Source organism: Paenibacillus sp. CB74 (genome assembly GCF_055687625.1).
Genome location: NZ_CM146009.1, coordinates 6,275,078 through 6,289,735, shown reverse-complemented (window position 1 = coordinate 6,289,735; position 14,658 = coordinate 6,275,078). Strand labels below are relative to the sequence as shown.

Annotated in this window: 10 protein-coding genes, 1 pseudogene and 1 riboswitch; of the genes and pseudogenes, 4 read left to right on the top strand and 7 right to left on the bottom strand. The window is 45.4% G+C overall.

All coding sequences use genetic code 11. The annotated features are described in order from the left end of the window. Nucleotides 1-18 precede the first annotated feature (18 nt). From ACX9NY_RS27730 to ACX9NY_RS27720, 3 genes are all read left to right on the top strand, one after another. Entirely contained in the window at nucleotides 19-1,461 is a 1,443-nt protein-coding gene (locus tag ACX9NY_RS27730; protein WP_472476222.1) for a sensor histidine kinase, read from the top strand. Between the two features lie 146 nt (nucleotides 1,462-1,607). Continuing rightward, complete coding sequence (locus ACX9NY_RS27725) at nucleotides 1,608-2,366, top strand: ABC transporter ATP-binding protein (RefSeq protein ID WP_339237927.1); 759 nt, start codon at nucleotides 1,608-1,610, stop codon at nucleotides 2,364-2,366. A gap of 3 nt (nucleotides 2,367-2,369) precedes the next feature. Beyond that, complete coding sequence (locus ACX9NY_RS27720; RefSeq protein WP_472476220.1) at nucleotides 2,370-4,772, top strand: ABC transporter permease; 2,403 nt, start codon at nucleotides 2,370-2,372, stop codon at nucleotides 4,770-4,772. 101 nt (nucleotides 4,773-4,873) lie between these two features. Here the strand turns inward: ACX9NY_RS27720 and mmuM are convergent, their stop codons facing one another. The 7 genes and pseudogenes from mmuM to ACX9NY_RS27685 form a co-directional block, all read right to left on the bottom strand. Continuing rightward, nucleotides 4,874-5,914 (bottom strand): homocysteine S-methyltransferase, encoded by a 1,041-nt coding sequence (gene mmuM, locus ACX9NY_RS27715; protein ID WP_472479426.1) that lies wholly within the window; start codon nucleotides 5,912-5,914, stop codon nucleotides 4,874-4,876. Beyond that, nucleotides 5,894-7,304: pseudogene (gene mmuP / locus ACX9NY_RS27710) on the bottom strand (S-methylmethionine permease); the annotation flags it as partial. The pseudogene mmuP and the gene mmuM, both read right to left, overlap by 21 nt. A 90-nt stretch (nucleotides 7,305-7,394) precedes the next feature. Next, nucleotides 7,395-7,497, bottom strand: a riboswitch (SAM riboswitch). Nucleotides 7,498-7,567: 70 nt separating this feature from the next. Continuing rightward, entirely contained in the window at nucleotides 7,568-8,770 is a 1,203-nt protein-coding gene (locus tag ACX9NY_RS27705; protein WP_339237935.1) for a Ger(x)C family spore germination protein, read from the bottom strand. Next, nucleotides 8,767-9,867: a GerAB/ArcD/ProY family transporter gene (locus ACX9NY_RS27700; RefSeq protein ID WP_339237937.1), complete on the bottom strand. Its 1,101-nt coding sequence runs from the start codon at nucleotides 9,865-9,867 to the stop codon at nucleotides 8,767-8,769. Before ACX9NY_RS27700 ends, ACX9NY_RS27705 begins: the two co-directional genes overlap by 4 nt. 40 nt (nucleotides 9,868-9,907) lie before the next feature. Then, nucleotides 9,908-11,620, bottom strand: coding sequence for a spore germination protein (locus ACX9NY_RS27695; protein WP_339237939.1), 1,713 nt, complete (start codon nucleotides 11,618-11,620; stop codon nucleotides 9,908-9,910). A 215-nt stretch (nucleotides 11,621-11,835) separates the two neighbouring features. Further along, nucleotides 11,836-12,756 (bottom strand): methyl-accepting chemotaxis protein, encoded by a 921-nt coding sequence (locus ACX9NY_RS27690; RefSeq protein ID WP_339257540.1) that lies wholly within the window; start codon nucleotides 12,754-12,756, stop codon nucleotides 11,836-11,838. A gap of 440 nt (nucleotides 12,757-13,196) precedes the next feature. Then, nucleotides 13,197-14,033 (bottom strand): AraC family transcriptional regulator, encoded by an 837-nt coding sequence (locus tag ACX9NY_RS27685; protein ID WP_339237943.1) that lies wholly within the window; start codon nucleotides 14,031-14,033, stop codon nucleotides 13,197-13,199. A gap of 186 nt (nucleotides 14,034-14,219) precedes the next feature. Between ACX9NY_RS27685 and ACX9NY_RS27680 the strand changes: the two genes are divergently transcribed. Next, nucleotides 14,220-14,654, top strand: coding sequence for a DMT family transporter (locus ACX9NY_RS27680; protein WP_339237944.1), 435 nt, complete (start codon nucleotides 14,220-14,222; stop codon nucleotides 14,652-14,654). The last annotated feature ends 4 nt before the right edge of the window (nucleotides 14,655-14,658 follow it).

Here is a 14,658-nt window from a genome sequence, read left to right as displayed (position 1 = left end):
GAGATTGGAGACATCCACATGTCATTAAACACCTGGTTCAGACGCTGGCTGTTAACAACACTTAGCCTTCTGATTATTATAAGTATCCTCGCACTGGCGTTAATACTATTCCAAAACCGAAATTCGGAACAATCCAATCCGTCCATAAATCAGGTTCGGCTCAAGATTAATCCAACTCTGTTCGCTCTGGAGCAAAATCATCAACATCTGGACAAACAAACTACCCGAGAAGACATATGTTCCATTGCCAGAGAAAGCGGGATTCTGCTTACCTATGTGAACCTGGATGGAACCGTAGCTCTGTCCTCCGATCCCACCTCTGAAGGAACCCAGGTTAATTTGCGTTCTTCCCTTCATTATGATCTGCATCATGCCGCGCAGACTGTGGACGATAGTGAATCACTTGATATCGCGTTTCCCGTGATGGACGGTCCCGTGGGAAGTCAGATCGGCAATGCTATCTTTTCCATCCCCCAAGCTATGGTTACGGTTCAGAAACCGATGACTTTTCCGGTTATATGGATTAGCGTACTATTACTCCTGTCACTGATCCTGGGCTTATTTTTATTTTGGATGAAAAGAATTCTGGACAAGCTGCTCCTCTCTCCCATTCATCATTTGAAGCTCCATGCGGAATCCATCATCAAAGGGAATTATGATGATCAGATCCAGTACAACAGGACAGACGAAATGGGCGGCCTTTACGCCATGTTGGATTTGATGCGCACAGAAATCAAACATATGAACGAGTTGCGCATCCAGCAGGAACAAGCACAAAAGGAACTCATCACTAATATATCTCATGATATTAAAACACCGATTACCACGATAAAAGCATACATAGAAGCTATTGAGGAAGGGCTATGTAACGATCAGGAAACGCTGATGGAATATATGAGAGTGATGCGGACACATACGGATAAAACGGCCCGACTTGTGGAAGACCTACTGGTTCATGCACTTCAGGAACTAGGGCAGATCTCTGTGGAACCTCGTGAAATGTACATTGGTCCTGTCCTTGAAGCTATGTTGAAGCCTATTAAACATGTTGTTGTTACGAAAGGTCTGATCTACGACGGACCTCATTCCAACCATATCCCCAATGTGTTGGTCGCAATCGACCCTATCCGAATTGAACAGGTGATCTCCAATCTTGTCGCCAATGCTCTCAAGCATACAGCTCCCGGAGACACGATACGTATAGCCACGGAACTGGAATCCGGGTACTTGAAAGTGACCATCGCCGATTCGGGTCAGGGCATACGTGTGCAGGATATGCCGTTTGTTTTCCAGCGTTATTTCAGAGGACAAGCGAGTCATGCAGACCAACGTGTGCAGGAAGGTACGGGACTGGGACTTTCCATCTGCCAAAGCATTATTGAAGCACACGGAGGCCGTATTTCCTTCACTAGCAAAGAAGGAGAAGGTACGACCTTCCGATTCTATCTGCCGATCTGCTGAGCCACACTGGCGTGGCTATTTTACCAAATGCCTTTAATTTCAGCTTCAACTTGGAAGTCAGTAATACTTTATTCATAATTTGATAAGGCTTCCTCAACATCCCTCCGCTAGAATGAATCCTATACTGCACTCGGGAGTGATTCGACTTGCCTAAGAAAGCGATTATCCGTGCACAGAATCTGTGCAAGACGTACAACAGCGGAAGTGAGCAACATCATGCCATCCGTAATGTCGATCTCGATATCTATGAAGGGGAATTCACGGTCATCATGGGTAACTCTGGCTCTGGCAAATCAACCCTCTTATATCTGCTTAGCGGACTGGATCAGATTACAGCTGGTGAGGTTTATTTTCGTGACCAGCGGATCGACGCTTATGGTGAACGAGAAATGTCAGACTTCCGCACGCGCCGAATCGGTTATATTTATCAAAGTATAAACTTGATCCCGGACCTTTCCATCAAAGAGAACATTGCTTTACCGGGATATATCGCTGGAAACAAAAAGAAAGACATCCAATCCAGGGCTACTGAGCTGATGAATGTCATGGATATTGATGGACAGCGTAACCGCCTCCCCTCCCAGACGTCTGGAGGACAGCAGCAACGAGCAGCCATTGCACGAGCTTTGATCAATTCGCCGGATATCATCTTTGCGGATGAACCGACCGGAAGTTTGAACCTGGAACACGGCACCGCCGTTCTGGATATCCTTACGGATATTCATCGAAAAGGACAGTCCGTAGTTATGGTTACGCATGATATTAAGGCAGCCTGCCGGGCAGATCGTCTGATCTATATTCAGGACGGCAAGATAGGCGGAATCCTTGAGTTTGACACCTATGACGAACATCAAATTCAGGATCGTGAAGCGATCATCTTCGCTTTGGTTACGGGGAAGGAGTAACCTATGGCAGTCATGTTTAAACTTAGTTTGTCGTATCTGAGCAGAAATAAAATTCAAAACTTGTTCATCACCCTGCTTATTTTTCTGTCTACCCTACTCGTGTCCACATCAGTCATTATCCTGGCCAATACGGGTAACCAGTTCAACGAGATGCATAGTCGAACCAACGGTTCCCATCAGATCTTGACGTTCGACAAAGGGCTGGACGATCCCCAAACTGTACATGACTGGTGGGCTGCCCAGAACGGTGTTCAAGTCTCACCTTTGCTAACTTACCGCATCTTGTCGGGCATCACTTTTGGCGGCACTGACATCCCTAACCTGTATCTGTACATGATGAATACCCCGCCTCCGCCATGGAGTGTAGATGAACTTGTATTTGCAAGTGGTACACAGCATTCGGCTCCTGAACAAGGAAGCGTATGGATCCCAACTTCCATGGCGAATGCCTATAACATTGCTGTCGGTGATACCATTCAATTCAAAACCGGATCGATCACACTTGACCTCGCAGTTTCAGCTATTGTTGTGGATGTTCCTTATGGAGCACCGTTCACCAATACGGCAAGAATTTGGATGAACAGTACGGATTACCAAAATGATTTTAGTACGGTTGCGGGAAAAGATATTCACATGATGGGCATCCATTTTGATGATTACAGTACGAACTCCAGCTACTGGGATCGTTATACAAGCGAGACGGGTGGTCCATTTATGGAAACCAAAATGGAATTTGAAAGTATCTCCTCCTTTTATCTGATCATCAATCAGATCGTCGGGTTCATTATGATATTTTTAGGGGCCGTCATGATGATTATTGCCCTCATTACGATTGGCTTCACCATATCCGATGCGATTCTGGCCAACTACAAAACGATAGGTATCCTTAAATCGCTGGGACTCACTTCCCGGGGCACCATTGGTACTTACGTCATTCAATATGCCCTGCTGTCCATCATCGCCGTTCTTCCCGGGCTGGTACTTAGCGTAATCGTCTCCAAATTCATCATCAACATCTCCGTATCGTCCCTCCGGACTGGCCAGGGTGATCTTCCAATTGAGGGCATTGGAGTTGCTATTGTTGTAGGGCTGCTGTTACTCGTCTTGGTTATTTCATTCGTCGTGTTATACGCCAGAAAGGCTCGCATGATTGAGCCTGTACAGGCCATTCGGTACGGTATGTCGGAGAGCGACAATGTACGCATGGCGCAACGAATGAATTCACCGCTCGCAAACCAGGCCTTGTTTGGACAATTGCCCGTCTCTTTTGTCATCGGTATACGCAATCTGATCAAAAACAGCAAAAGCTCGGTTCTGATGTTGTTGCTAACCACGATGGCTGCTTCCGTACTTGTTCTCGGGTATGTTGTACTGACCAGCATTACCGGAATCTATCAGACGGCGGCCAAATGGGGTTATGACAATGCTAACATTGCCGCAGTCGTTGTAAACAAAACTACGTTTCCGAGAGCAGAGCTGCAGAACGTATTGGAAGAAGACCCTCGCATCAAAAATGTGGGCTGGCAAGGGAACATCACCGGAGTTATCCTTCCAGATGATCCAACCGATGTGGCCAGCCAGTCTACCAGTCTTTATCTAAGAGTATTGGATGGAAGCTATCAGGATCTTGGTTTTGAGACGTTGAGAGGAGACAATCCGACACTCGAAAATGAAATTTCAATCGGAGTTAGTGTTGCCAAGATGTTTAACAAGGATATAGGAGATCTCATGGATCTCTACATTGAAGGAGAAAAGCGAACGTTTATGATTTCGGGCATCTATCAGGCCATCTCCGACTTGTCGGTATCCGGAAGAATCACAGCTCAAGCGGTTCGAAGCGTAAATCCGAATTACAGAGATGTAGATGTCGCGTTTATCAATGTCAACGATCCTTCACAGGCGGATGTCATTGCTAACCAATTGAATGAGCGTTTCAAAGACTCTGCTTCCATCGTCACGCAAAAAACGCTGCTGGATTCTGTTTATGCAGAAGCTGCAAGCATTCTGGTGTACCCCATGGCTCTAATGGGTCTGCTGTTCATTTTGGTTACATTCATTATTATTTTCAGCACCTGCCGGATCAGCATTCGCAAAGAGAGCAAGACATATGGCATATATAAGTCGATTGGAATGACATCTGGAAAAATCCGGTTCTCCATTGCTGCCGGAGTAGTTGCAGTAGCTCTGATTGGTTCAATGCTTGGAGTCATTGTAGGCGTATACCTTCTCCCCCTGTTACTTGAAAAAGTCCTATCCGGATACGGTATCGTACAGATTCCTCTCATTCTGAACTGGGGAGGCATTATACTCTTTGCTTGTCTGAGTATTGTTGCCGCAGCTCTAGGATCCTGGGTATCGTCCAAGGTGATTCGTCAGGCATCGCCGCGTATTCTTGTCGTGGAATAAAGTGTAGCAAGAAGGTATGCTCATGCAAAAGAAGCCCTTTCCTATCCTTTATAAGATAAGAAAGGGCTTTTCCACGCAGATCTGGATCGGCTAAATATACTTCAGCTCCGCCACTTCTTCGCAAGCTCGTCAATCTGATGTGGCGTAGTACGGCAACAACCGCCAATAATCCGTGCGCCCGCAGCAACCCACTGTTCCGAAGCATCACTCATACTGCCACAGGTACCCTGCCCACTCCACGTCTTCGTTGCAGCATCGTATACTTCTCCCGAGTTCGGATACACAATAACAGGTTTATCACTGGCACGGCTGAGAATACTCACCGCTTCCGTCACCACTTCCATGGGAGCACAGTTCAGGCCAATCGCAGCAATCTGCGGCTCGGAACCAAACAATCGTGCACATGTCTCAAGCGGCGTACCTTCGCTGATGCTTGTCCCATCTTTTAATGAAAAGGATAGCCAGGCATAGGCATGAGGAAACTCCTTCAGCACATCAACCAGCACCTGTGCTTCCTGCAAGGATGGTATGGTCTCAAAAGCCAAAATATCAGCACCTGCTTCAATCAACGCGGCCATCCGCGGACGATGGAATGCAGCCAGCGTTTCATCTGATACACCGTAGTGACCGATGTACTCCGATCCATCAGCTAGATAAGCGCCGTAGGGTCCAACGGATGCAGCAACCAACGGTCGTGGCCGTGCCAAGCCCCCGGTCTCCAAGACATCAGACGTTTGTTGTGCTGCTCCGAGGACCAGGTCACCATCCAGTTTGGCTTCCGTATTATCAACTCCGTCTTCCTGCACTTCTGCCCATACGTCATCTCTCGCCTGTGCAGCCAGTTCCACCGTCTTGCGAATCAGGTCCAACGCTGCTTGCTCGCCGATGCCTCTCTTGCGGAAGCCATCCACTGTCGCCTGATAACTGGATGTAATCGCACAGTCGGCTCCTGCTCGAAAATAATCCGTATGGACCTGAACAATAACATCCGGATTCTCAAGCAACACACGAGCAGACCATAATGGATCATCCAGATCACATCCATGCTGTTCGAGTTCCGTCGCCAGCGCTCCATCCAGAATCATGACCGGATGTTCACGCAGGATCTGTTCTATGGGGTTAGTCGGTTGTGTTTGTGTCATGTACTTGTCCTCTTTTCTTATTCACACGTTCTGTCAAATAATAAGCTGCGTAACATACTGCGATAAATGGAATCCCACAATATAGCGCAATTCGCTGTGTCGGGTCGAAGGCAATACCTATGCATGAAGCCAGGCATAATGTAAACGAAACAATCGGTACCACCGGATACAGTGGTGTTCGGTAGACCAGATCTTTGACCGCATGTCCTTCCCGGATATACTGTCTGCGGAACATGTACTGGGAAGCGCTGATGCTCATCCATACGGCAACGACAGCCAGACCTGATATGGAGACCAGCGTAATATACACCGTACCTGGCGCAATAATGCTGGACAGCAGAGCCAGTGCACCACCCACCATACTGATCAGAAGTGCATTCAGCGGTACCCCGCGCTTGGTCAATTTGGCAAACCACGGAGAGATCGTTCTTTTGTCAGCCAGAGACCAGAGCATCCGTGAAGATGCATAGAGGCCCGAATTGGCAGCAGAGAGAATCGCCGTCAGAATAACAAAGTTCATAATATCTGCAGCGTAGGGTACACCCACCCGCTCCATTACCGCTACAAAAGGACTTTCCAATACACTGGCGTCCGACATGGGCAGCAAGGCCGACAAGATCACAATCGTTCCGATGAAGAAAATAACCAAACGCCACAGTGTGGTATGAATAGCTTTGGGAATCGTCTTTTCTGGATTCTCCGTCTCCCCGGCGGCAATACCGATTAACTCAGTGCCTGAGAATGCAAAATTTACAGCAAGCATAGTCATCAATATCGCTGTAGCCCCATGAGGGAACCACCCGGATGCGGTAATATTCGATAGAAATGGAGCCGGTTCAGCATCCGCCATGGGAATGAACCCAAACATGGCTGCACCACCGATAATAATGAAGATTACGATGGTAACTACTTTGACAGATGAGAACCAGAACTCGGATTCCGCAAAAAGTTTTACCGTTAAAGCATTGAACAAAAAGATCATTAGTGCAAAAAGTGCGCTCCATATCCATACATTTACCGATGGGAACCAACGCTGCATCAGCAGACCGGCGGCAGTGAATTCGGAGCCAAGCGCAACAGTCCAGGTTAACCAGTACAACCAAGCCACCGTATAGCCTGTTGCTGGTCCAATATATCTTGCCGCATAACTATGGAATGCTCCCGTCTCTGGCATATGAACAGACAGTTCACCAAGACAGAGCATCACCAGATATACTACGATCGCTCCAATCAAGTAGGAAAGAATAGTTCCCAGTGGTCCCGCCTGCTGAATCGTATAACCCGAGCTCAGGAATAATCCCGTTCCAATGACGCCACCCAGAGAGAGCATGACCACATGCCGTGCCTGCATTTTCCGCTGAAAATGCCCTTTGTCGTTGTTGTTCTCCATACCTGCTGCTCCCTACTTCTTCATCCAGAAAAACAAAAAAGACCCACTCTTCCTAAAGAGTGCGCCGTTACTGACAAATAAAAACAAACGCTCCTATCTATCAGGCTGTTCACCCGCTGGAATTAGCACAGTATCCTTCAGATCTGTTGCTGAGGTTTCTAAGGGCCAGTCCCTCCACCTCTCTGGATAAGAAAATGATTTTTTATAAATATAGCGATTGATTATGAATGTGTCAATATTTATATCATAAATGGCACATCTCGCTATTCTGTGGAAGACCCTGGATTGGTAATGGTGGTCTTTACCTCATACGTGATCGGCACGGTACTGAAAATTTTATCCCAATCACCTTTGACTTTCTTCCATGTCTTTGGATGTTTAATACGCAAGCTGTCCCGAAAATCCGCTACATCGACTTTATAAGTATGCTGAAGTTTGTACAACACCTGACGAATCTGTTGTTCGGCCAGCTCAGCAAAATCCTTTTCCAATTCTCTTAGATATTCACCTTTTTCCTCTTCCTCGGGAGCGCGCCAATCCTCCATCAGCCAGCCTTCGGATTCAGTCTTCACATGGAATGAAATATCATTGCCGACCACCTTGGGAATAATTTTCACCTTTTTCTTCTTGATTTCATATACCACGGTGAATCCTTGCTTGTTATGTGTTTTTAAGACACCTCCTTTTTTTTTGGAATTGAGCCATGACAAACCCTCAAGATCTGTTTGACTAAGTTCTCCAATGAATTTCGTTGTTTTTCCATCAAAAATGCTACCTCCAGAGAACTTGTCCTCTCCATGGGAATTCAACACATTTTGCAGCAGAAAGCTGGAACCGGACTGCATCTGTGCATCTAACTTAGACAATAATACAGGATCCAATATTTTGTTGGACAAGTACGAATTGTTCGTAATTCCTGTGAGATAAAATGCCGGAATCCGAGACGGGTCCTGTGAAGTCAACACATCTAATGCAGAATGATGACTGATTAGCACCAGGCAGTTCGGTCGAATATCATTATCCCGTAGTACAAAATCAAGCAATTGGTCCAAACCATATTTTTTGGCAATATCCTTGGAAACGACGATAACTTTCAGATGATGTCCAATAAGTGGTCGATCCCGCCTTAACGCAAACTGACGGAAGATTTGCAACATGGAATCTCCACTGAGCTGTTCATTGGCATAGGATGTTTTGCCGGAAGAAGGAGAACCGGATTGCTGGCTCGATTGACTGTTGGAGAAGCCCGGAGCGATCTGCACCGTGGCAGTTACATAGTTCTTCTTAGGATATGAGCCTCCTTGAGCAGCGATGTCTTTCTCGAATTCCGTCTCTTTGCCGACATCGATTCCAAGACCAACATAGAGACTTAGATCCTCTATTTCCCGACTGCTCCAGCATCCGGACAGCGTCAATAGAATACAAAAGGCAGAAGCTAAACGTAAGAGCATACGGAATGGCATCATGCATGTTTGCCTCCTTTTTTGCGAATCAGACTTATCAACAGTAACACCATAGGAAGAATGCCAAATAAAAACACAGATGCATTACCCAGCATATCTCCAAGTGCAAAAGTATCATCCACCGTTTTGGGCATCATGGCTGTCACATAAATGAATGGAAGCAGACCATACATAATCCCCTTCATTTTTTTTGAACGGAACAAATCACGAATACCCACCGAAGCACAGTAATGTGTGATCGCGGTAGTCGAAAAAATCTGCATAATCCAGATGACCAGCAATAAGGATTCAAATCGTTCGAATATTAATCCCTGTATCTCGAAGCTTCTCACCAAATCCAGCGTTGGCCAGGTTCGAGTTTTGATTCCATCCAGGGACAGGCTACCTACAACCATGACAACCGTAATCAAATATATAATGGTGGATATAAGTATGCCCCAGCTCATCGCCTTATTGCTTTTCTTCGGATTTTTCATATAAGCAGTCATGATTAGCATCACCTCATACCCCGTATATGATAATAGAGAAGGCTTAAGTCCTTTGAAAACAGGCATAAGACCTTCGCCGAGCACTGGTCTAAGATTTCCAATCTCAAATAGCTGATTACTCAGCAGAATTTCAATGACAAATATAATGATTGTAATCGGTAGAATAATCTCGAACACCCGTATTATGACACCAAGTCCGCCTGAGATCATATATATACCGATCCACATGAAGACCATAACAATCGCCCATGTGGGCGTACGTTCAAGCAGATACATCCCTGTTACTTCAGCCATGACTCTAATTTCGAATGCGGCAATCACCATAAAATACATAATCATGGCAAATCCCAATATGTAAGCAATCCAGCTCCCCGTAATTTCACGGGTGAACTGGAATACCGTTTTCCCCGGAAATCTGCGACACAAGGTAACCAGAATAATGCCGACACCTGCAATAATCAGTCCCGACAGAATAATGGATATCCAGACATCCGGTGTTCCGACAGCCTTACTGGTCGTTCGAGGTAACGTCAGGATCCCGGCACCAAGCATGTAATTCACAATAATTATAACGGCCTGTGTCGTGGTTATCTTTTGTGGGGAGCCATTCACTTTAGTTCACCTCCAGAGCTTCTGTAGATGGAAAATTTGATTACTTTTTACGATCCTCATCGAGCGGATTTGTCATTTTGGGACGCATTCTCATCATGTTCAACGGAGCACGAATAACGAAATCCTTCCATTCATTGATGTGATACGGGACGGCCGGAGCTACGTAAGGTACGCCAAAGCTTGAGAGCCGTGCCAGATGCGTGCACACAAGCAAGAAGAACATAACCACGCCATACAAACCAAGAACTGCGGCACTAAACATTGCGGCAAATCTCAGAATTCGCAGAGTTAGCCCTGCACTATAGACAGGAATGGTAAAGGAAGAGATCGCCGTAACCGCAACGACAATAACCAGGAATTGGCTTATGATTCCTGCTTGTACTGCTGCTTGTCCAATAATCAGACCTCCCACGATACCCATCGCTGGCGCAATCGGTTTAGGCAGCCGTATCCCTGCCTCTCTCAGAATTTCAATGGAAATTTCCATGATCAGTACTTCAATGATCGAAGGAAACGGTACCCCTGTCCGCGTTTCAATAATCGTCAGAACCAGCTTGGTCGGGATAAGACCAGGGTGGAACGAAATAAACGAAATATAGAGTGCAGGAGCGAGCAATGCCAGCATCGCAGCTACAAAACGCAGCATACGTAAAAAGGTTCCTGGAATCCAACGTTCATAATAATCTTCGGGAGATTGAAGCAGCATGCTAAAGGTCACGGGTACAACAAGTACAAATGGCGTTCCATCCAACAAAATAGCTACCCGACCTTCCAGCAAAGCACCCATTACCCGGTCAGGCCTCTCCGTATTTAGTACCTGTTGAAAAGGACTTAGGGTACTGTCTTCGATGAGTTGCTCCACATAGCCTGATTCCAGCATCGAATCCATATCCATCTCTTCGATTCGCTTACAGACTTCAGTAACGAGATTGGGATCGGCAATATCCTGAATATAGGCTATCGCCAATTCTTTTTTGATCCGTGAACCCACTTCAAACTTTTGAATAAAGAGACTCTGATCACTTCCGTAACGACGTAAAATGCCTGTGTTATCGCTTAATTGCTCTGTAAAACCAATCCGTGGCCCACGAATCAATCCCTCTGACAGCGGTTCATTCACACCTCGACTTTTGATCTTGTGGCCACCAATTAATAAAGCACCTGGCAACCCATCAACCAACAGTGCATTTTTTCCGAAAAGCACGCCAATTGAGAGCTCTTGGAGAGACGAAGTCTCCTCAACCAGGCTGACAGGAAGTAATTGATCCTTCAGGTATGCCGACAACAAATGTGCATTGTCTGGATGAAGAAACCCCTCCTGCTTAAGTAGGGGAACGCCCTCTAACATTAACGGGGAAATCAAGTGATCATCTACCAAGTCCTGATCTACCAGACCTTCGGTGTAGATGACCGCAGCCCGTGTATTCGTTCCCCTAATCGTAAATTCCCGAATATGCACATCTGCATTTTGTCCGAAGCTTTCTTTCACGCTAATCAGATTGGTACTATACTTCTCCGTTAACTTAATATTGGCATAATGGCCTGTCTCGGTTCCTTGACCCTGTCCTTTGGCTGCTGGAGAGATATCCTTCGAGGATATCGAAGGTTTCTTAGAACGAGAGAAGCTTCCGCGCTTAATGGCGGCATTGATCCAGCGCGTAGTCATGGTAATGCCAATTGGAATAATGAAAACCAGGAATGCCTGAATCCATATGGGCCCTTCTGGCACGTAGGATAGAATTGTTGACCACATGTTCCCACCCCAACATTTCTCTGCATGCGAAGCTGCAGGTATTCCCAAGTATTGTGTCCCCGTTTGATCACAATAATTCCCGTTTTTTTGCGGACCCTCTAACCTAAAATGCGTTAAGGACAAACCCGTAATCTCATTGTGTGGGTAGTAATCTACCCAAAGACAAAAAACGGTTCCTCTGTGAGGAACCGCTAACAATTAATAATATTATATTCTTATACGATTCTGGTTACATGCTCTGCCTTGGCATCTAACAAGTGAGCCGATGCAGCGATTGCCATGAAGTCATTCAAAGCAATTTCAATCTGCTGCTGGCTCCGCTCGACGTATTCCTCTACTTTTTTGGTGCCACCTGTAATATTACCAATTTCCTTGGTTATTCCAGTCACACTATCACGGATCTCATTGATCGAACTCTCTACCATTGCGGATAGTTTCTTGACTTCCTTCGCCACAATATCGAATCCTCGTCCGTATTCCCCAGCATGTGCAGCCTCAATGGCGGCATTTAATGCAAGCAACTGTGTCTGTGATGAAATCTCGCGTATGGTTCGTACCACGCCCTGAATCGATCCGGCTTGTTCCTGAAGATGAGTCAGTGTCGCACGGTTAGTGGCCGACACCTCTGAGATATAGGAGATACTGGACATTAATTCCTGGCTCCGTTCAATGCCTACATCTGCCTGCCCATTCAGCTCATGTGACATCGTTTTCAGCTCATTCACTACGACTGAAATGTTGTTCTGACGGTTGGTGATGTTAGTGGCGATTTTGGAGACACCCAGTATCTTCTGATTCATCTCATCGTACACCGGCATATATGTCGCTTCAAGCCATACGGAATTCCCCTTTGCATCCTTGCGTTCAACCTTATCTTGGTAGCTGACACCATTTAATATACTATTCCAAAAAGCGTCATATTCCGGGGTATTTGCAAAATTGCCGAAGCATAGTTGCTGATGCTTCATTCCATACATTTCATCTACCGTATATCCCATGGTCTGGGCAAAAACTTCATTCACATAAGTTACCCGTCGATTCAGATCGAATCGAATAATAGCCAGACTTTTCTCCATCGCCTTGATGACTAGTGCATCGGTGACAACATCTTTCTTTTCCATAGCTAATATAGGCACTTGATAACCCCCACAGTTCATTCCATAATAGATAGCCTTTAACTAAGCAAAACAACAATCACAACAACATATGTATCCATCAGGTTCTAATGACTCTACTATTGATACCCAATTTGCAGCATTTTGGATCACCTGTTGTCATTTATTTTTTTATAAGAGAAACTGCTGCACTATATCCGCTGACAACGACTTAATCCATCCGTAAAATGTCTCTGTATCTACTTTTACGTATCGTAACACAAAGTAATTATAGATACACTTCTGTATTTCTAAGCATTTTTCTCTTTTTTCTTATCCGCTATTACCCTTAGATACTGTATGTCCGCAGGGTAGGAGATCAGTTCGATCAGCATGCCCCTCGGCGCCATTCCATACACAAACTAACTGCCATCACTCATTCCCCTCCCATGTGCCATCAAGGGAACATTACATCTCGGGGTTCAAGTCTCCAGATCAACACGTTCCACCTTTTCATTCTTCTTATATTGGGTGGGTGACTCGCCCATCGTCTTCGTGAACAAAATAGTGAAATAATTAGCATTCTGGTAACCCAAAATATGTGCAATTTCACTTACCTTCATATCCGATGAGGTTAGCAGCCGCTTCGCTTCTCCCATTCTTCGATAGACAATATAACGAATTGGGGAATCATTATATTTGTCCTTGAACACATGAGATAAGTAATAAGGATTCATATGAAAGTACGCAGCGATGTCCTGAAGCTTCAGGTGCTGAAGATAGTTATCATCGAGAAATTCCTTGATCCTTACGGCGAGATGATCCGAATCTTGTTTTTGTGAGGCATTGGGTTGAGCTAACCGCTGAACTATGGCAAGCATTACGCCAAGCAGTCCTTCACAGATTTTGTCATAGCCCGTCTTTTGATTGGAGGATTCCTCATACATGAACTCGAACAGATCGCCAATCCTTCTAGCGTATTCCTTCGTTTCGATATACGGAGACGCGTGTTCAGGAATGATATGCTCTGTTTGCGTTCCATCCGAATAGATATTCGCTATTCCACAATAATAAAGACTGAGTGGACATTTGGGAGAGGTGCATTGTTCATGAATTACACCTTGGTTGTAGATTAACAGATCGCCTTTTTTGACCGTATATGGATATCCGTTAATTTTAATAACACCTTCTCCATCGGACACATACACCATTTCACTGATATCCTCATGCATGTGACTTGGAAAATTCCAATTGGGATTGCCCTGCACTTTTCCTATATATAACAATCTGGAGGATTCTTCTTTGCTTGTATCGATCATTCCTGTCTCCTCCTGCATTCGTGTCTGAATTATTTTCTAGATGTATTAATATACCCCTTTTACCACAGCAAGATCTATAATTTCTCAGAAAAATAAAGCAAGATCTTTTATTGTCTTCCCTTCCCCATTTTCTTATGATGAGTCATGCACCTTTTTATCCATACCATGTCAAGGAGTCGAGGTAGATTGAAAAAACTGATTTTTTATATCATCGCTATTGCAACAGGAGCTCTTCTAAGCTTTGAAGGGGCACTGTATGGCAAACTTGGAGAACAAGTCGGCACACTCGAAGCTGATTTCTATAACTTCTTCATGGGGGCAATTATTTCACTGATTCTGCTGATTTTCTTCGGTAGAGGAAACCTCGCTGCCATCACCAAATTTCCAAAGTGGAACCTGCTTGGTGGTTTGCTTGGGGTCACCTATCTGCTTACATTAGTCATTGGTGTTCCCATTGTGGGTGTAGGGATCTCCATGATTGCCATTGTTGTCGGGCAGATGGTGACCAGTATTCTGATCGATCATTACGGATGGCTGGGGAGCAATCGCAAAGCAGTAGGAAGCAAACGAATTGCCGCCTTGGTACTTATGCTGGGTGCGCTAGCTCTTACTTTATTCTAGAGGA